Annotated in this window: 20 protein-coding genes and 1 pseudogene; 13 read left to right on the top strand and 8 right to left on the bottom strand. The window is 65.1% G+C overall.

Annotation, left to right across the window (positions count from 1 at the left end; genetic code table 11):
* The 6 genes from AC3IF3_RS30230 to AC3IF3_RS30205 form a co-directional block, all read left to right on the top strand.
* A partial coding sequence (locus AC3IF3_RS30230) for a Crp/Fnr family transcriptional regulator (protein ID WP_489231669.1) occupies nucleotides 1-361 on the top strand: 361 nt, incomplete at its 5' end.
* 3 nt (nucleotides 362-364) lie between these two features.
* Nucleotides 365-631, top strand: coding sequence for a hypothetical protein (locus AC3IF3_RS30225; protein ID WP_489231665.1), 267 nt, complete (start codon nucleotides 365-367; stop codon nucleotides 629-631).
* A 123-nt stretch (nucleotides 632-754) separates the two neighbouring features.
* Nucleotides 755-1,141: a response regulator gene (locus tag AC3IF3_RS30220; protein ID WP_489220637.1), complete on the top strand. Its 387-nt coding sequence runs from the start codon at nucleotides 755-757 to the stop codon at nucleotides 1,139-1,141.
* Nucleotides 1,142-1,681: 540 nt separating this feature from the next.
* The gene (locus tag AC3IF3_RS30215; RefSeq protein ID WP_489231664.1) at nucleotides 1,682-2,245 is read left to right on the top strand and encodes a recombinase family protein; all 564 of its coding nucleotides are present in this window, start codon (nucleotides 1,682-1,684) and stop codon (nucleotides 2,243-2,245) included.
* A 76-nt stretch (nucleotides 2,246-2,321) separates the two neighbouring features.
* Nucleotides 2,322-2,585: a DUF4160 domain-containing protein gene (locus tag AC3IF3_RS30210; RefSeq protein ID WP_489231662.1), complete on the top strand. Its 264-nt coding sequence runs from the start codon at nucleotides 2,322-2,324 to the stop codon at nucleotides 2,583-2,585.
* The gene (locus AC3IF3_RS30205) at nucleotides 2,560-3,378 is read left to right on the top strand and encodes a DUF2442 domain-containing protein (protein ID WP_489231661.1); all 819 of its coding nucleotides are present in this window, start codon (nucleotides 2,560-2,562) and stop codon (nucleotides 3,376-3,378) included. The genes AC3IF3_RS30210 and AC3IF3_RS30205 overlap by 26 nt, the downstream gene beginning before the upstream one ends.
* 290 nt (nucleotides 3,379-3,668) lie before the next feature.
* Here AC3IF3_RS30205 and AC3IF3_RS30200 read toward each other — a convergent pair whose 3' ends face one another.
* On the bottom strand, nucleotides 3,669-3,959 hold the full coding sequence (locus AC3IF3_RS30200) for a hypothetical protein (protein ID WP_489231659.1): 291 nt from the start codon (nucleotides 3,957-3,959) through the stop codon (nucleotides 3,669-3,671).
* A 278-nt stretch (nucleotides 3,960-4,237) separates the two neighbouring features.
* On the opposite strand from AC3IF3_RS30200, the gene AC3IF3_RS30195 reads away from it, so the two are divergent.
* Both AC3IF3_RS30195 and AC3IF3_RS30190 read left to right on the top strand, forming a co-directional pair.
* On the top strand, nucleotides 4,238-4,453 hold the full coding sequence (locus tag AC3IF3_RS30195) for a hypothetical protein (protein ID WP_489231658.1): 216 nt from the start codon (nucleotides 4,238-4,240) through the stop codon (nucleotides 4,451-4,453).
* 913 nt (nucleotides 4,454-5,366) lie between these two features.
* Nucleotides 5,367-6,023: a nucleotide-binding protein gene (locus AC3IF3_RS30190; RefSeq protein WP_489231657.1), complete on the top strand. Its 657-nt coding sequence runs from the start codon at nucleotides 5,367-5,369 to the stop codon at nucleotides 6,021-6,023.
* A 402-nt stretch (nucleotides 6,024-6,425) separates the two neighbouring features.
* Here AC3IF3_RS30190 and AC3IF3_RS30185 read toward each other — a convergent pair whose 3' ends face one another.
* Both AC3IF3_RS30185 and AC3IF3_RS30180 read right to left on the bottom strand, forming a co-directional pair.
* The gene (locus AC3IF3_RS30185; RefSeq protein ID WP_489231656.1) at nucleotides 6,426-7,538 is read right to left on the bottom strand and encodes a hypothetical protein; all 1,113 of its coding nucleotides are present in this window, start codon (nucleotides 7,536-7,538) and stop codon (nucleotides 6,426-6,428) included.
* Nucleotides 7,535-7,792 (bottom strand): helix-turn-helix domain-containing protein, encoded by a 258-nt coding sequence (locus tag AC3IF3_RS30180; RefSeq protein ID WP_489231655.1) that lies wholly within the window; start codon nucleotides 7,790-7,792, stop codon nucleotides 7,535-7,537. The genes AC3IF3_RS30185 and AC3IF3_RS30180 overlap by 4 nt, the downstream gene beginning before the upstream one ends.
* Nucleotides 7,793-7,845: 53 nt before the next feature.
* Between AC3IF3_RS30180 and AC3IF3_RS30175 the strand changes: the two genes are divergently transcribed.
* Complete coding sequence (locus AC3IF3_RS30175) at nucleotides 7,846-8,163, top strand: hypothetical protein (RefSeq protein ID WP_489231653.1); 318 nt, start codon at nucleotides 7,846-7,848, stop codon at nucleotides 8,161-8,163.
* A gap of 764 nt (nucleotides 8,164-8,927) precedes the next feature.
* On the opposite strand, the gene AC3IF3_RS30170 is transcribed toward AC3IF3_RS30175, so the two are convergent.
* The gene (locus tag AC3IF3_RS30170; RefSeq protein WP_489231652.1) at nucleotides 8,928-9,746 is read right to left on the bottom strand and encodes a helix-turn-helix domain-containing protein; all 819 of its coding nucleotides are present in this window, start codon (nucleotides 9,744-9,746) and stop codon (nucleotides 8,928-8,930) included.
* Nucleotides 9,747-10,204: 458 nt separating this feature from the next.
* On the opposite strand from AC3IF3_RS30170, the pseudogene AC3IF3_RS30165 reads away from it, so the two are divergent.
* Nucleotides 10,205-10,486, top strand: a pseudogene (locus AC3IF3_RS30165) (TrmO family methyltransferase domain-containing protein); the annotation flags it as partial.
* Between the two features lie 43 nt (nucleotides 10,487-10,529).
* Nucleotides 10,530-11,417, top strand: coding sequence for a substrate-binding domain-containing protein (locus AC3IF3_RS30160; RefSeq protein WP_489231651.1), 888 nt, complete (start codon nucleotides 10,530-10,532; stop codon nucleotides 11,415-11,417).
* A 24-nt stretch (nucleotides 11,418-11,441) separates the two neighbouring features.
* Here the strand turns inward: AC3IF3_RS30160 and AC3IF3_RS30155 are convergent, their stop codons facing one another.
* The 4 genes from AC3IF3_RS30155 to AC3IF3_RS30140 are packed head-to-tail and all read right to left on the bottom strand — an operon-like array spanning nucleotide 11,442 to nucleotide 14,085.
* The gene (locus tag AC3IF3_RS30155) at nucleotides 11,442-11,951 is read right to left on the bottom strand and encodes a hypothetical protein (protein ID WP_489231650.1); all 510 of its coding nucleotides are present in this window, start codon (nucleotides 11,949-11,951) and stop codon (nucleotides 11,442-11,444) included.
* Between the two features lie 2 nt (nucleotides 11,952-11,953).
* Nucleotides 11,954-12,163 carry a TOBE domain-containing protein gene (locus AC3IF3_RS30150; protein WP_243941896.1) on the bottom strand — a complete coding sequence of 70 codons (210 nt, stop codon included), beginning with the start codon at nucleotides 12,161-12,163 and terminating at the stop codon, nucleotides 11,954-11,956.
* A 36-nt stretch (nucleotides 12,164-12,199) separates the two neighbouring features.
* The gene (gene modA / locus AC3IF3_RS30145; protein ID WP_489231648.1) at nucleotides 12,200-12,979 is read right to left on the bottom strand and encodes a molybdate ABC transporter substrate-binding protein; all 780 of its coding nucleotides are present in this window, start codon (nucleotides 12,977-12,979) and stop codon (nucleotides 12,200-12,202) included.
* 50 nt (nucleotides 12,980-13,029) lie between these two features.
* Nucleotides 13,030-14,085 (bottom strand): NAD(P)-dependent alcohol dehydrogenase, encoded by a 1,056-nt coding sequence (locus tag AC3IF3_RS30140; RefSeq protein ID WP_489231647.1) that lies wholly within the window; start codon nucleotides 14,083-14,085, stop codon nucleotides 13,030-13,032.
* Between the two features lie 184 nt (nucleotides 14,086-14,269).
* On the opposite strand from AC3IF3_RS30140, the gene AC3IF3_RS30135 reads away from it, so the two are divergent.
* Together AC3IF3_RS30135 and AC3IF3_RS30130 are read left to right on the top strand one after the other, a co-directional pair.
* A complete protein-coding gene (locus AC3IF3_RS30135; RefSeq protein ID WP_243941901.1) occupies nucleotides 14,270-14,638 on the top strand; it encodes a winged helix-turn-helix domain-containing protein in 369 nt (122 codons plus the stop codon).
* A gap of 64 nt (nucleotides 14,639-14,702) precedes the next feature.
* Nucleotides 14,703-15,920 carry a DUF2325 domain-containing protein gene (locus AC3IF3_RS30130; RefSeq protein WP_489231645.1) on the top strand — a complete coding sequence of 406 codons (1,218 nt, stop codon included), beginning with the start codon at nucleotides 14,703-14,705 and terminating at the stop codon, nucleotides 15,918-15,920.
* The last annotated feature ends 188 nt before the right edge of the window (nucleotides 15,921-16,108 follow it).

Raw genomic sequence — 16,108 nt, 5'->3', positions numbered from 1 at the left:
GCGCGAGTGGTTGGTCAACATGGGCGCGCGGGCTCCGGACCAGCGCATCGCGCATCTTCTGTGCGAGCTACTCATGCGCCTGGAAGCGGTCGGGCGTGTCACCGACAACAGCTACGCGTTCCCACTGACGCAAACCCAGATCGCCGAGACGATGGGCCTGTCCGACGTGCACGTGAACCGGACGCTGCGCGAGCTGCGCGCGCTCGGCCTGATCCACCTCAAGCGCCGCGTCCTGACCATCCTCGACGTCGAGCGAATGAAGGCTTTCTGCCGCTTCACACCGAACTACCTGCACTTGCGTAGCACGCGCTGGGGTGATCGTCGCGACCTGAGTTGGCCCGGTATGGCCCAGGAGGGCTAGCCGATGTCCGGGCGGGGCAACGTCGAGACGCTGATCGTGCTTCAGCCGATCGCTGTCGATACCGGCAGCCCTGACCGCGACGGCATGCTGGCGATCGCCAACGGCCTGCTCGTGGCGGTGCTGGTGCGCCTCGCCGAGCCCGAGCACGAGCATATTGGAAGCTGGTTTCTGGAGGTCGGCTTCGGCCGCCTGCAGGGGAACAGGGCTCCGACCTTCCTGAACCTGGAGGAGGCGACGCGCTGGCTGCGACGACGCCTCGCGCCGACCTAACCTCGTCGGCGCTGCCCCGTGGTTGGGCGACACGGGTCTCGGCGCAGTGCCGGAACATGGTGCCCCAAACTTTTTTCAAGCATCGGGTACCTTCACCAGATGAGCCAACCGCCTGTATCGCACGTGCCCTACGCCCTCGTCGTGGACGATGATGCGCTGATCCGTATGACCGCGATGGACATCCTAGAGGAGGCGGGGTTCCACACCTTCGAGGCCGGAGACGGCGACGCGGCCATGGCCCTGTTGGCTGAGAAGCACGCCCTGATCGTGCTGTTGTTCACCGATGTACAGATGCCTGGGTCCCGCAACGGCTTTGCCGTTGCCAGGGAAACGGCCGGCCAGTGGCCGCACATCGCGATCGTCGTCGCATCCGGGCAGGCTCGCCCTTGCTCCGGCGACTTACCGGAGGGGGCACGCTTCCTCGGCAAGCCATTCTCGGCCGAGATGGTCCGGGAGCATATCAAGGAGATCCTGCCGGACGGGCAAAAGCCCGAGCCGCTGCGCGATTAGTGGCTTAGTGAGCCATTCGCGTCGCGTCCCCTCAGGGGAACAAAGAGCTAGCATTCAGGCTGGCACTTTTTATTGTCGTATCGCCACAACCGCATCTCGGCAAAGCCGACTGGATGAACCTACGAGCCAGGATGGCGTACCGAGGTAACGTCCTTTCTTGCAGTCCAAGTTCCAGCGAAGCGGTTCCATTACGCAAGCCCTAATGGAACACCGTTTCTTTTGTCAGCGCTCGGTAACAGTGCGTGTTGGCCTTAACGGCAAGACTGGGTTGGATGTGGCACGTCCGCTTTGGGACGAAAGGTCGAGGTCCGATTGCCACCCGTTACAGCCATTGCACCCGCTCCCAAAGCGATTGCTGCAAGCTCGTACACCGAAACCCATTGCCAGAGCCGGTCCAATAGGGCCTGCCCTAGCGGAACGGCGATCCCTGGAACGGTCACGCTCTGCTCGGTCGTTCCGATAAAGTGGTGTTGACTTTTGGAACGATCGCACGTTCTATGTCTATGATCCTATTGGAACGAACCGGACTGGATCCCCGCCATGCTAGTCGGCTACGCCCGCACCTCGACCTTGGAACAAGGCGCCGGCCTTGAGGCGCAGGTGCGAGACCTCAATGCGCTCGGGTGCGAGCGGCTGTATCAGGAACATGTGTCCTCGGTCGAGGACCGGCCGCAGCTCGCCGCTGCCCTCGATTTCGTGCGGGAGGGCGATACCCTCGTTGTGACGAAGCTCGACCGGCTGGCCCGGTCCGTTTCGCATCTCGGCACGATCCTCGACGCGCTCACCGCTAAGGGTGTCGCCCTGCGGATCGTCAGCCTCGGTGTCGACACCTTAACCCCTACCGGCAAGCTTATGCTCAACGTCCTCGGCGGTGTCGCACAGTTCGAGCGCGAGATGATGCTGGAGCGCCAGCGCGAGGGCATCTCTAAAGCGAAGGCGGAGGGCGCCTACAAGGGCCGCAAACCCACCGCCAGGGCCAAGGCGGTAGAAATCGAGGCCCTGGCAGCCGAGGGCCTGAGCATGGCCGCCATAGCCGCGCGTCTCGGCATCGGAAAGGGGTCGGTGCATCGCGTCATCGGCAAGGCTCGTTCACCAGCCCACTGACATCGGCCACAGTTGCACCGAGCGCCGCAACCTCGTACCCGCTCACACGTTCCCAAGCGGTTGGGTTTGTGGTTTTATGCCGAAGACGTCGGTCGATCTGCCGGGCCTACGCGTGAGCTTCTATTCGAATGATCACGAGCCGCGACACGTCCATGTCACGGATGGAGCGAACGTCGTGGTGTTCGTGCTCAATTGTCCGGACGGCCCGCCGACCCTGAGAGAAAACCATGGCTTCGCGCTTCACCGGGTGAACCGCATCCGCAGGGAGCTGGCGGAGGTGATCCCGACCCTGTGTGACGATTGGGAGGCCCACTTTGGCGCGCCAGACCAAGACGACTGACGAAATCAGCGAGGCTGAGTTCGAGGCTGCCAACCGTGCTGGTGCCGCGCGGCGAGCGCGCGGCGTCGTGTCATCCGCCCGCTTTTTCTCGACCGGCCGCCGCCTCTCAATCCGGCTCTCGACAGGGATCGCCCTGATTGTGCCCGTTGACCAGGTGCAGGGTCTCGCTGGTGCAGCGGATGAGGACTTGCGCGACGTGCTAATCGCACCGGCAGGCCTCGGCCTGCATTTCCCTCGGCTCGATGCCGACATCGGCGTCGCTGGCCTCCTCGATGGGGTGTTCGGCACGGCTGCTTGGATGGCGCAGCAGCTTGGCCGCACAGGAGGCTCGGTGAAAAGTGAACGCAAGGCCGAGGCGGCGCGCGAGAACGGCAAGCGCGGCGGCCGACCGCCCCGGAAGTCACAGACGGTGCGTTATGTCACCGGTGCGGTCCACGGTGATCAGGCGGTAATCGTGCACGAGCAGGAGGGCGGCAACGCTTACCATCTCGTCCCAGCCACGGAAGCGTTCAAAGGACTGTTGAGCGGCGAGCTGAGAAGCATTCCGCCGGAGAGGACCGATCTCATCGAGGCGTTAAGCGGGCCAGGCGGGAAGAGCCTGATTGAGCACGCCGAGAGAGCCGCCCGGGAACTTGGCGCACGCGAGGCTACCGCCGAAGAGATTGCTCGGTCAGGCGAGAAGGGGAGTCTTCGCGAAAAGGTTGGCGACGCAACCAACACCTCGCCCGGGGCACATAGACATGGGCTCTTACCGAACGACGGGAAGCCACCTCGTCGGCGGGCGCTTATATGAGGAAGGGCTTTCCGCGGCACCACTGCATCGATCGCGCACCCGCTCCGGTGCCGACTCGTTGTCATATCAATCTAGAGCGAAGGCGGCCTGGCCTTGAGGGCTCGTGTGGTCTGCGCGCGGCTGTTGAGAGTTCCGAAACCCTGGACGGGCATCGGCTGGGCCCCGTGTAACCGCACCTCTTGAAGTAGGTCCTAACGCATGGGGCCGGTCTGGCGGCCCGACCCCTCTGCCTGGGAATTAGCGCTCGTACGGGCTGCGGACCGGAATTTCCGGATCCTAGACCTCGCGGCCTACTTTTCGACCGGCTCCCTTCCTCTTGTGCCGGTGAGGACGGGCGTTAGGCCGGGCTGGCCGTGGCTTGCGAGGAACGCATTCCAGGCTCGGTGCCCGAGACGCTGTGTCGACGTGCCGAGCTTGAACGCAAGCATATTCAGCCGGAGCCGATCCCCTTCGGTGAGGACCATGCTGATCTGAACACGCTTGTCGTCGCCGGGACGCGGCTGTGGAGGCGGGGGTGGTGCAGGAAGCGGAAACATCTCGGCCTCCTTGATCGCCCGTCGTAAGTCCTTTTTCTTACCCATCGTGGCCCTTTCTCCGTCGCGCCCCTCGCATTGCGTGTGGGTATTGCGCGATCATCGCGCGGGCGGTGCCCGTCATAGGTGGCCGCCCCGGACAACCTGCGGTAACGGCCTAGGTTTAGATGGCGCAAGCGCTGGCATGTTCGGCCCGTAACGGCCAAGCTGCTAGGAGACCATAAATGGCCCGCCGCGAAGGGGCTCCCCCGCCCCGCGCACGCAAGCCCCTGGCGGCGACGTCCCCCGTCGAGGACAATGCAGGCGCCCTACCTCCGGAGGCGGATATGCAGGAAGCCTTGTTGCCTCAACAGCCGAAGCGACCGCCGGGGCGGCCTCGCCGCGCGCGAGAGGTGGCCGCCTCTCACAACGTGCGCCTCGACGCACAGGCACAGGCGGATCTCGTGCGTCTGGCGAGCCGCGATCGGCGCTCGATCCAATCAATTATCTTGGAGGGGATCCGCGACGTCGTGCAGAAGCTCGACGCCGACGACGCGCTCTAATCCTGTGGCGGGGCCGCCACATGCGCCCCTAGGTTGAATCGTCGCTATATTTGGCACCAAAAACCCATTGACGGCTCATTCCGTCGTGCTACGCCTTCGTTGTTCGCAAATGATTTGCGGGCCTGGATTGGCAAGTCGCCCGCCCAACGTCCTCATGGATCAGTGTTTGCAAGCGAATGCTTTGCATTCGCAATGAGAACCTGCGTCGCGACCTGTCCAACCTGCGTATTGCCGAGAAAATGTCGGCGTCCTAGGCGTAGGTTTACCAAGCAATGTCAGGCACGGCCGTATCGTCTTTTCACATTGGCGCATCAGAGTTGGGAGCGCCTACTATCATAATGACCCCGCGGGGTCCTGCACTCAAAACTGCATTAGGAACATTCAATGTTCTCGATCTTGTTAGCTCTCACTACGCATTCAACGAGATTATCAAGCTAGCACACTTGAATGAAGCTTTCGAAGATCGGTGTCACTGGTCAATGGAGAGCGATCTATCCCTTTACGACTTCATGTGTTCATTCGGCGCGGCGGCCGAGGACGACGAGGATGTCGGGGACGGGGAGGATGACAGCCGAGACCTTCCACGAGATCGCGCCGCTCTAGAGGCGCCCCGTGGTTCCTCGGCATCCATCTCGATCCTTCCCGCTGGCGAGGCCACCCCATTCGCCCGGACGCTCGCGGCCTAATCGGATAGAGCCCACCAGCCCGAACCCCTTCCCTCGTGCGGCCCGGCCCCGCGGGGCCCTCCTTAGGCTCTCGGTCCTTCCCCTGGCCCTCCTGCCGGTTGCCGCCGTCAGGAGGGCGCTTCGTCGTTGAGGTCGATGCCTTCCATCTCCCGACCATATTAACCAGATGTCAGCCCGGCTTCCGCGAGATATCTTCCCGGTATGGGGCGGGTATCGGGAGCGGGCGCATGATCACCGTCGTTGGCGGCACTAAGGGCGGGTCGGGCAAGTCGACCGTCGCCACGAACCTGACAATCCTCCTGGCCGCCGCCGGCCGCGACGTCCTCCTCGTCGATGCCGACGATCAGGAGACCTCTACGGACTTCACGAACCTGCGCGAGGCGACCCGACCCGGCGGCGCCGGCTATACCTGCATCGCCCTAACCGGCGCGGCCGTCCGTTCGGGCGTCCAGCGCCTCGCGCCCAAACACTCGCACGTCATCATCGACACCGGCGGCCGGGACACAGTGAGCCAACGCGCCGCCCTCTCGATTTGCGACGTGTACCTCGTGCCCTTCGCCCCCCGGTCGTTCGACGTCTGGACCCTCGACAAGGTGGCCGAGCTGGTCGAGGAGGCCCGCGCCGTCAACCCGTCGCTCCGGGCCCTGGCCTTCATCAATCGGGCCGACGCCCGAGGGGCGGAGAACGCCGAGGCCGCCGAGCTAATCCGCGGCAAGCCGGGCCTGGAATTCGTTCCGACCTCCCTCGGCACCCGGAAAGCCTATGCCAACGCGGCGGCCTCGGGCCTGTCCGTGGTCGAGCTGCGGCCACAGGATCCCAAGGCCAGCGAGGAGGTCACGGCCTTGTATGGGCATCTGTTCGATACCTTTAAGATATCCAACTGAGATCGACAGGAGATTGCACCATGGGCCTGAGCCCGAAACCCGCCCGACCCGTCGCGAAGTCGGCCGGTGCCGTCGAGGACTTCCTCGCAAGGGGCGGATCTGTCCCTGAGCCTGCATCCGTCGAGGCACCGGACAGGAGCGGGAAGGGAGCGCAGCACCCCCTCAAGTTCCCGGCCGATAGCGACCTGTTCGATCGGTTGGAGCGGGCGCGAGCTGCTAGCGTCGTCAAGCTCCCCCGTAACACTTGGATCCTACAGGCCATCGCGGAGAAGCTGGCGCGGGATGCGGGTTAGATGAACTGAGGAGGCCCGTCCGGGGCCATCCCGACCCCCGGCGGGTTTCTCGCGCATACCCCTAGGATATCTTTCTGATATGCAGTCCTGCGGATGCCGGGCAGGCGGCTCAGGCCGCTTCGGGGTGCGTGGCCTTCTTGGCCCTGATCTTCTTGGCGGCCTTCGCAGGCTTGGGCGTCTTGGCGGTCCCTGAGCCCTTCGGCTCCCTGCCAGTGTTCCAAAACAATTGCAGCCGTTCCCGCTCTTTCCGCTCCTCTTCTGAAATGTTGCTTCCTTTTTGATTTAGCGCACTAAGTCGCGGCGAGATGTTTATCACTCGCCTTACGTGTTTATCTAAACCATCTAGCCCATCACCCTTGCCTTTATGCTCGTTCTTTATCCATAACTCTTCGCCTATAGCAAATTCATAGACGGCAAATACCAGTCGGGCAAACTTTCCCGTTCTTCCACTGGACAATGCATCTTCACTCCAATACTTTGAAAAATCATATGATACGATCGCACATTCTCGGGCAAGGATCCATTTAGGGTCGCCTCTGACTTGTTCGCTGTATTTGGCCTGCTTGCCTCCGATGTCGTGCTGTTGAAACCTCTCGTCGAAGTCCTCGCGCAGCATGCCAATACTCATCCCGAGCGCGGCGGCGGCCTCGGACCAAAACACCGGCTCCCCGGGAACGGTGTAGACCTTGCCTCCCGAGGCAACCGTGCGCGGCTGTACGGCCGTGGGCCCGATGGAGAGCATGTCCGTGACCCGGTCCTCCGGGCCGTGGTCTGGGCCAATCGGTAGGCGGTAACGGCCGGTGATCGCGAGAAGGGTCTGAAAGTCGCGAGCGGAGCCGCTACCCCGGGGCTCCCAGGCGAGGTGCCGATAGTTCGATCCCCCGGGGCCTTGGCCGGCCAACACACTGTAGGCGTCCGGGCTCGCCTCGTCGAAGGCGCGCGCCAGCTCGGCGCAGGCCTTCTCTATGCGCAAGAGAGTCGCGGTCGCATCCTTCATGCGCGCGCTTCGGGCGCTCAGGCCGGCCTCGTACCTGTACGCCTCCGCCCGGCTCTCAACCCATTCCTCGGCCCGTCGCACCTCGTGGGGCCCGAGGCGGATCTGCAGGGTTGCGGTGTCCGCCTCCTCGTCGCCCAACAGGATCCCCACGGCAGCGGCGAGGAGGCGGATCTGCCGCTCCTCCGGGGGCTCGGCGTAATCGTCGGAGAAATCATACCCCGTCATGCGGTCGGGGCCTTCCGCAGCCGCACGCCGGCCCATCCGCCGGCATCGGGCTCGATGAAGCTGACGCCCGCGGCCTCAAGGGTGCGCCGTATGTCCGCGAGGGTCCGGGCGTAGGGCTCCCGCTTGTTCGCCTCGAAGTCTGCGAGGGTTGAGGCGGCCACGGATGCGCGCTCCGCCAGATCGGCCCGAGACCATCCGATAAGCGCCCGGGCGGCCCGGCACTGTTCGGCAACTAAGGTTTTTTCATCCGACATCGGAGTTTTTCACGTGTCATTTGACCGACATGCGATAAATTATCCGAAGTTGGATGAAACGCAAGGCCGGTTCGATGTTCTTCCGCCGCTCGATCTCCTGGGACGCCGCCCTCCGGGACCTGCGGGATGATCGCGCGAAAGTCCCTGCGGGCCTCATCTCGGCCCGGGCCCGGTGCCAGGGCTTCGCCCGTTTCCGCCGCCCCCTCGTCGTAGCCGGCCAGTTCGACTGCGCCGCCATCATGGCCGCTGCCGTCGAGGCCGCACGGGCCAATCAGGAGAGGTTCGGGTGCCCGTGGGCCGAGGCCATGTCGGCGGTGCTCAAGGGCGCATGGCAGGCTGCGAAGATCGCCCGCGGCGCCCGCGCGCATTGAAGGTTCGGCGATGCGATCCTTTCCAGTCCCGACCTCGGCCAACCGGCCGAGCAACCGGGCAGGGCTCACCCCTGCCGCCCGTGTCGTCGAATGCCTCCTCACTCTCGACGCCGCCGGTGCCCTCCGGGAAGCGCAGCAAGCCCGCACAGCTCCGGGCCTTCCTCCGGGAGGCCGCAACGGTCGGCGCCGATCCTGAGGCCATTCTCGCGCACGCGGCGGGGCTCCTGAGCGTGATCGAGCCGGAGGGTTAGGACGGGCGCCTTGCCCTCTTCCTCGTGCGGCCCTGGCTCCGCAGGGCCCTCCTCGGGGCCCCGGATCCCCGCCGGCCTCCTCGACCTCGCAACAGCAGGGCGCAACGCGCCAGCACCGCGACGGGCCCGCGGTCGGCGCTGGCCCTCTTGTTCCCAGAGCTGCCCCGGTTCCATCTCTATCTCATACCGGCCGGATACCCCTAAGGATTCCGCCGGATATCTCCCGGGTGTGGGTAAGGCATCGAGGCTATGCCCGAAACCCAGCCCCTCTTCCTCGTGCGGCCCTGGTCCCGCAGGGACCCTCACCGTGCTCGGCCCCCCCGGTCGGTTCCTCGACCGCGGCCGGACCATGGCCCGCCGGTGCCAGCGAGACGGGTCCAGAGAAGGTCTCGGCTACGTCTTGGTGGCCAGATGCGGCGTCCGTCATGCCGAACGACTCCATGCACCGGGCGCATGCTGGCGCCCCTTCCTGGCCGGCCTCTCCGCGAATCTCGGCGGGTACGAGGGCCTGTATCAGACCATCGGCGTATAGCCCCGCCCGTTTCTACCACTCGCACGGATTCCTGCCCGCTCGGATTGGTCGAGGTCGCCCGCTGCCTTCCGGCAGCATTTCGATGGTTCTGTTCTCCCCGATTCTGACAGGACTAGAACCTCAGTAGGCGTGCGGTTCGCAGATTTGCACCCTCCCCTCTGAGCCGCAGAGGCTGGGGCGGACGATCGAAGTTTGGATAGTGGGTCTCGGGTCCGCGTCAGCCGCAGCCAAGCGACCCACTCGGGCGAGACGATGCGCACGATGTTAGTGTCGTTGCGGAAGCCGCTGATCTGACGCTCCTCCACCGTTACAAGACCTAGCTTCCGGGCCTCGCGGATGGCGTTGCGCACTGTGGTCTCAGCTACACCGGCGACTGCGGCTAGGTTCGGCACGGAGAGTCGGCAGTCCCTCCTCCGCGCAATCTCAGCCGCCACGAGGGAGAGGACCGCTTGCTCGGCCAGAGTGAACCGGGCTGCGATGCCTGGCGGAAGCCGACCCGAGGCGGCCCAACGGCGGCGGCGCTCCATTGAGGCATCTGTGCGTGGGCGCGAACCGACCCCGGGCCTTTTGGGGCTGCTCTGGCGGGCACGGGACGCAGCCGTGGTCTCGGCAACGGTCGCAGCCGGTTGCCGGCGAGCTGCGGGGGCATCCGTGCGCGCCTCGATCAGCCCGGACAGCGCCTCGGCCTCGGCCTCCGTGACCCTGCCGTCTCCATAGGCGCGCCAAAGCAGCGCCGTCACTTGCGGCAAGGTGATTCGGGTTGCCGCCTCGATCGCCCGGCGGATCTCGTCTGCAAACACGTGTCTCGGCCCTTCTGACAGGGCCACAGAGGAACGATCGGCGGCGCAAGCTGTGCGCTCCGTTCAAGACAAGCCGGTATCGTTGTCAGAACCGGGGTTCTGACTTGACGCCTGGTGGCGTCTCATGGCTTGTGAGGGGTGCAAAGCGGCCTCACAGCCATCTCGATTTCGACAGCCTCGACCTTGCCGGGTCGGGGCTGTTGGCTTTTCAGGGTCCTACTGCGGCGGTTGGTTCTCCTGACTGCACCGACGACTCGCAAGAGATGCGCGCCAGCCGGACACGGCATGTCGGCTGCTCGACACGGCTAAGTCAACGCCAGGGCGCTTCTGCTGATTGGAGAGCACGCTTAAGCCAACGCTTTCCCGGGCCATGTCCCGGGCGCGCGGCACGCTTCGCGGTTGGCCTCTGGTGAGCCACCTAGCCAGCGAGCTGTTGGCTATTCCTGCCGCTCCTGCCCCTCGAGGTGCTGTACTGGCTCAATGCGTCCCGACGTGACCTCGTGCGTCAGAGCCCAGCCAACGATGGCACGACGCGGGGCACTTTCGCTTTGCGCTCGCCGGTGCGACCGAACCCGATCGGCACATCTATTGTCACGCTCGTGTCGATCGAGGGCAACATCCTGACGGTGCGCGGCCTCGACTGCCTGGATGGGACGCCACTCCTCGACCTGAAGCCTGACCGGACCCTGTTCACGCCGATAGCCCCACCGCAGGCGGGTGATTTCGAAACTGAGGGCTGACCAAGCGGTCACGCGCTCGGCTTCACTGCGGGGATGACGTTGGTTGCTTGTCGGCTATATCCAGTTGGATATAACGATGCTGGGTCATCCGGAGCCGCTGTTGTCCCTCACGCGCTTTTCGCTCTCCACCCGCCTCCTCAGCCGTGCCGCATTCCTCGGCGCCCTCGCTCTAGCTCCCGTGTCCGGTGCACGAGCGGAACCGGTTCGGGTCTACGCCGCCGGCAGTCTCGTGGCTGCGCTCAAGGACGTGATCGCTGCCACCGGCCTGCCTGTCGAAGCGGTGGCCGCTCCGACCTTCGGACCTGCAGGGCTGCTGCGGCAGCGCCTCGAAGGCGGTGAGACGGCGGATCTCTACCTCTCAGCCGACCTCGCTGGACCGCGTCGTCTTGTGGAGGCTGGCAAGGCTAAAGCTGTCGTGCCGTTCGCCCGCAACAAGCTGTGCGTGCTTGCCCGTGCCGATCTCGGCTTGTCCACCGACAATCTCCTCGATCGCCTGCTCAAGCCCGATCTGCGACTCGCGACCTCGACGCCCGGCGCTGATCCAGGTGGCGACTACGCTCAAGCCGTGTTCGGCCGGGCCGAAGCCGTTCACCCCGGTGCCAAAGCGACGCTGAACACGAAGGCGCTGAAGCTACTCGGTTCGCCGAACACGATGGTGCCGATGGCCGGGCGCAGCCCCGGCGCGACGGTGTTCCTCGGCAACAACGCCGACGCCCTGCTGTACTATTGCAGCGGCCAGGGCGGCACGATGAAGGAGGCCCCTGGCCTCAGCTTAATCCAGCTGCCGCCGAACTTATCCGTGCCGGCGACCTACGGCATGGCGCTGCTGACCGACAATCCGGACGCGATGCAACTCGCGCTGTTCCTCGTCTCCGAGAAAGGCCAGGCGATCCTCGCCCGCCACGAACTCGGACCGATCAGCGAGCCGTGAAGGGTTTGTTGCGCCAGCGCAGAGCTACTCGGCTTTGAGGAGGTCGAGTTTGATCTGAGGGCCAGGGGCTCGGCTGATCTCGATCGTCACCGAGCCGGCATCGAGAGCGAAACGCACGCTCTTGCGCACGTCCGGGCAGCCTGCCTTACCGCTGATGGCCGTGGGCTTGAGGGTCGAGCGACCGTCCTGGCTGACGTCGACCCAAGCATCGTCCGAGAGCGTCACCTGATAAGTGCCCGCAGCCGGCACCGTAGCCGTCACGAAGCCCGCGAACGTGTCGGGCTTCATCGTCCTCTCGGACGGGACAGGTAGCTCGATCTCCGCAGCAGGCTTCAGCGTCAGCTGCGCCGCGCCAGCATCGCTCGGCAGAGCCGAACCGGATGCCAGAGTGGGCAGGTTCGGCGAAGCGAAGGCGGTCCGCTCCCGCGCCATCGACCATGCGAAGCTCGCGCAGGCCGGGGCATCCTCAGCCGTGGCCGCATTGACCGAGACGGTGATCAGTCCGGCGACGAGGATGGCGCGGGAGACCGACATCGTCAGTCGACGGCGATCATGACGTCGGACGCCTTGATCACGGCATAAGCCGGACCGCCGACCACGAGCTTGAGGCTATCGACGGCTTCGTTGGTGATGGAGGAGGTGACCACCTGCCCGGGGGTGATCTCGATCTTGACGTGCGCCGTGGTGGCGCCCTTATCGATCGAGACCACCGTGCCCTTGATGATGTTGCGTGCGCTGATCTTCACGACGTTCGCTTTCCTGCCTGGCCGTCTAGAGGCCGACTACCTTTTGCCGCCGTCGACGATGCTGAAGCCCTGGGCCTCGAAGAACGGCTTGGCCGCGGCACTTCGGAGGTAGTCCAGAAAGCGCTGCGCGCCCTCGCCTTTTGCATCCACGGTGACCGCGAACGGGTACACCACCGGCGGGTGGCTGTCCGCAGGGAACACGCCCACGACTTTCACGCCGGGATCCGATCGGGCATCGCTCTCGTAGACCACGCCGAGGTGCGCCTCGCCGCGCGAGACCAACGCCAAAGCAGCTCGCACGTTGTCGCTCTGGGCGAGACGGGGCTGGACACCACCCCAGAGGCCGAGCTTCTCGAAGGCGACCTTGGCGTACTTGCCGATCGGCACCGAGTTGACCTCGCCGGTGGCCAGCCGACCGTCCGGGCCAAGCGCCTTCGCGAACGCTTCCGGGGTGAAGGCGACTGCGGTCTCCTTGGTATCGCTCGGTGCGATCAAGACGAGGCGGTTGCCTAGGAGGTTCACCCGGGTCTCCGGCCGGACGAGGTTCTTCTTGGCGAGGTAGTCCATCCATTCGAGGTCGGCCGAAGCGAACAGGTCCGCGGGCGCCCCGCTCTCGATCTGTCGAGCGAGGGCTGAGGATGCGGCGTAGCTCGCCTTGAGCTCGACCCCAGTCTGGGCGGTGAACGCCTTCCCTGCATTGTCCAAGGCATTCTTCAGGCTGGCCGCGGCGAAGACCGTTGCGGTGTCTGCTGCCTGCGCCGCACCGGCGGCGAGGAGCAGGGCGGCAGCGAGGCCGGTGCGGATCAGACTGCGCATACGGTGTGGGTCCTTGAGGGGCTGCGGTGAAGGCACGTCGAGGTGAGGGCTCAGGCCGCCTTCGAAAGCGACGCCATGTCGATGACGAAGCGGTACTTCACGTCGCTCTTGAGCATGCGGGCATAGGCGGTCTCGATCTGGTCGATCGGGATCATCTCGATGTCAGAGGTGATCCCGTGCTCGGCGCAGAAATCGAGCATCTCCTGGGTCTCGGCGATCCCGCCGATCAGGGAGCCGGCGAAGTTGCGCCGCCGCCAGATCACGCTGAACACCTGCATAGGCAGCGGCTTCTCGGGCGCCCCGACCTGGACCAGCGTGGCGTCACGCTTGAGCAGAGCGAGGTAGGCGTTGATGTCGTGCTCGGCCGCGACCGTATCGAGGATGAAGTCGAAGCTCTCGCCCAGCGCGGCCATGGCGTCGGCATCCTTCGAGATCACCACCGCGTCGGCCCCGAGGCGCTTGGCGTCCGCCTCCTTACCCGGCGAGGTCGTGAACAGCGTCACCTGCGCACCCATGGCGTGGGCGAGCTTCAGGCCCATGTGTCCGAGGCCACCGAGCCCGACGATCCCCACCTTCTGACCCGGTCCGACCTTCCAGTGACGCAGCGGCGAGTAGGTGGTGATGCCGGCACACAGCAGGGGGGCGACACCGGCGAGGTCGAGGTTTTCCGGGATGCGCAGGACGAAGTGGCTGTCGACGACGATGTGGCTCGAATAGCCGCCGAAGGTGTGCCCCCCGGTCTGCGGCTCAGGGCCGTTGTAGGTGCCGGTGAAGCCCGGCTCGCAGTACTGCTCCAGCCCATCGCGACAGCTGGCGCATTCGCGGCAGGAGGCGACCATGCAGCCGACACCGGCCAGATCGCCCGGCTTGAAGCTCGTGACCTCGGCACCGACCCGAGTGACGCGACCGACGATCTCGTGACCGGGCACGCACGGGTAGAGCGTGCCGCCCCACTCGTCGCGCACCGTGTGAAGGTCCGAGTGACAGACGCCGCAGTAGACGATCTCGATCTCGATGTCGGATACGCCCGGATCACGACGCTCGAAGCTGAACGGCGCGAGCGGCGCCTCGGCGCTCTGGGCAGCGTAGCCGGTGCACTGGAACATCGTCTCGACCTCGTTGAAGGAGGACCGCTCAGCCAGGAGCGCATGGAAGAGGGTTCGGTGAGCCTCCCTCTCGGCGATTGGCTATATACGTTTGGATACAGCGTGGGGAAGGGTTCAATCCTGCGCAGCTACGACCGGTGGCGAGGCGCGTTGTGATGATGGGTGGAGTGTTCAAGAAGGTCCGATGGCAAGCCTGAGCATCCGTATCGACGTCGGGCCCGGCAACCGTATCGGTCCCGGCAAGGTGCAGCTCTTGGAGATGATCGCCGAACACGGCTCGATATCCGCGGCCGGACGGGCGCTCGGCATGTCCTATCGCCGGGCGTGGATGCTGATCGAGGCGATGAACAGCGGGTTCGGACAGCCGGTGGTCGAGGCTCAGATCGGTGGCAAGGCGGGGGGCGGCGCGCGCTTGTCGGCCCTCGGAACCGATCTCGTGGCGCACTACCGCGCGATTGAGCGTGCCGCCGATCGCGCTGCAGCCCCATTCCTCGACCGGATCGTCGCCTCTGAACGGAACGCGGACGACGAGCCGCCCACGGCCTCCCCCTAGGCAAGCCGGTTGTTTTTGGACAGAGTGCTATATCTGATCGGATATAGCGCCTGCCGAGACGCCGATGCCGCCACATGCTTACCTCGACGGTCCTGCCCTGCGCGCTCTCACGTCGGCCGGCCACCCACCATTCGTGCCGCCTGCCGTCGACCCGGCTGACAAGCCACGCGATCGGATCTGGGAGCTTGCCGAGAACCTGCACTGTTCGATCGTCGGCACCTGTCTGACCAACGCCGAGGCTCGCGCGATCCTGGCCAAACTCGGCCGGGCTGACGCGCGGACGATCAGCGAGCACCGGCTGCACGGCGAGATCGTCCAGATCGCCGGCCGCAAGGATGGTGGGGCTCGTCTGCTGCAGAAGACCTTAGATCGGCGGCATGAGCGGGAAATCGAGCGCTTCGATGAGGCTCGCACGGCCGATGCGGTACGGGCCCTGTGGAGGGCTTACCTCGAACGCGGTGAGATCCCTGGCGCCTACTGGGCGGCAATAACCCATCCGGCGACCGATTGGCCCCTGGTGCAGGATATCTTCGGGGAGGTGCACATGCTCTCGCACCTCGTCGGTCAGTCGAACCGGGCCGATATCCGCCGCCTGCGCCATCTCGAAGAGGAGTTGGGCCGACGGGATGAAGCGATCGCGGCACGGGATGAGCGCATCATGGCGCTCATGCGCGAGCGCGACGATCTCGGGAAGCGCACCCGGGCGATCGAAACCGAGCGCTCCATCCCGTCGACAACGTCCATCAAGCCACCGTCCACGCGCGGCCTAGAGGTACGGCTCGCCCGGGAGACCGCGCATGCGACCGCGTTGGAGGAGCGGCTTGCGGTACTGTCTGGTGCAGCTGAACGCCTCAGCGCAGATCTTGCCGCGGAGATAGCTCGCCGGTCAGCCGTGGAACAAGAACTGGCTGCACTCGAAGCGGCGCTGGATGTACCGAGCACGGATACCCCCGATGACCGAGCATCAGCACGGCTCGACGGGCGGATCATCCTCTATGTCGGCGGTCGGCAGCGTCAGGTGGCCAATCTTCGCCGCTTTGTGGAGGCCAGGGGCGGCAAGCTGCTCAACCACGACGGCGGCATCGAGGACAACCTTTGCCTCCTGGCGGGGCTGGTTGGGCAAGCGGATCTGGCGGTGTTTCCCGTGAGCTGTGTCAGCCACGAGGCGAGCCTTCATCTAAAACGGTACTGCGAAGCTCAGGCCAAGCCCTTCCACCCGGTACGGAGCGCTAGCCTGGCGAGCTTTATGCACGTCATCATGCCGCTAGCGAATGCGCCATAGCCGATCAAGCAGATCGCTCGAAGGCCACAGGCAAGCCGGAGGAGGCTGTCAAGGCCATTACCTCGTTGCACAGCGTACATAGGGATGCTCCCCAACATGCCCGATATAATAGGACCACGTGACAGATTGGCTTGACGATCCTGACGACGACGGCCGCTCATCTACCAACAGTGAAAGCTGGATGCGAT

The sequence above is a fragment of the Methylobacterium sp. J-118 genome (assembly GCF_057836565.1).
The sequence above is the reverse complement of the archived record's forward strand: the minus strand, read 5'-3'. Positions and strand labels throughout refer to the sequence as shown.

Coding starts and splice junctions, on each gene's coding strand:
- AC3IF3_RS30225 (WP_489231665.1), top strand. CDS start 365: ATGTCCGGGCGGGGCAACGTCGAGACGCTGATCGTGCTTCAGCCGATC.
- AC3IF3_RS30215 (WP_489231664.1), top strand. CDS start 1,682: ATGCTAGTCGGCTACGCCCGCACCTCGACCTTGGAACAAGGCGCCGGC.
- AC3IF3_RS30210 (WP_489231662.1), top strand. CDS start 2,322: ATGCCGAAGACGTCGGTCGATCTGCCGGGCCTACGCGTGAGCTTCTAT.
- AC3IF3_RS30200 (WP_489231659.1), bottom strand. CDS start 3,959: ATGGGTAAGAAAAAGGACTTACGACGGGCGATCAAGGAGGCCGAGATG.
- AC3IF3_RS30195 (WP_489231658.1), top strand. CDS start 4,238: ATGCAGGAAGCCTTGTTGCCTCAACAGCCGAAGCGACCGCCGGGGCGG.
- AC3IF3_RS30190 (WP_489231657.1), top strand. CDS start 5,367: ATGATCACCGTCGTTGGCGGCACTAAGGGCGGGTCGGGCAAGTCGACC.
- AC3IF3_RS30185 (WP_489231656.1), bottom strand. CDS start 7,538: ATGACGGGGTATGATTTCTCCGACGATTACGCCGAGCCCCCGGAGGAG.
- AC3IF3_RS30180 (WP_489231655.1), bottom strand. CDS start 7,792: ATGTCGGATGAAAAAACCTTAGTTGCCGAACAGTGCCGGGCCGCCCGG.
- AC3IF3_RS30175 (WP_489231653.1), top strand. CDS start 7,846: ATGAAACGCAAGGCCGGTTCGATGTTCTTCCGCCGCTCGATCTCCTGG.
- AC3IF3_RS30155 (WP_489231650.1), bottom strand. CDS start 11,951: ATGTCGGTCTCCCGCGCCATCCTCGTCGCCGGACTGATCACCGTCTCG.
- modA (WP_489231648.1), bottom strand. CDS start 12,979: ATGCGCAGTCTGATCCGCACCGGCCTCGCTGCCGCCCTGCTCCTCGCC.
- AC3IF3_RS30140 (WP_489231647.1), bottom strand. CDS start 14,085: ATGTTCCAGTGCACCGGCTACGCTGCCCAGAGCGCCGAGGCGCCGCTC.
- AC3IF3_RS30135 (WP_243941901.1), top strand. CDS start 14,270: ATGGCAAGCCTGAGCATCCGTATCGACGTCGGGCCCGGCAACCGTATC.
- AC3IF3_RS30130 (WP_489231645.1), top strand. CDS start 14,703: ATGCCGCCACATGCTTACCTCGACGGTCCTGCCCTGCGCGCTCTCACG.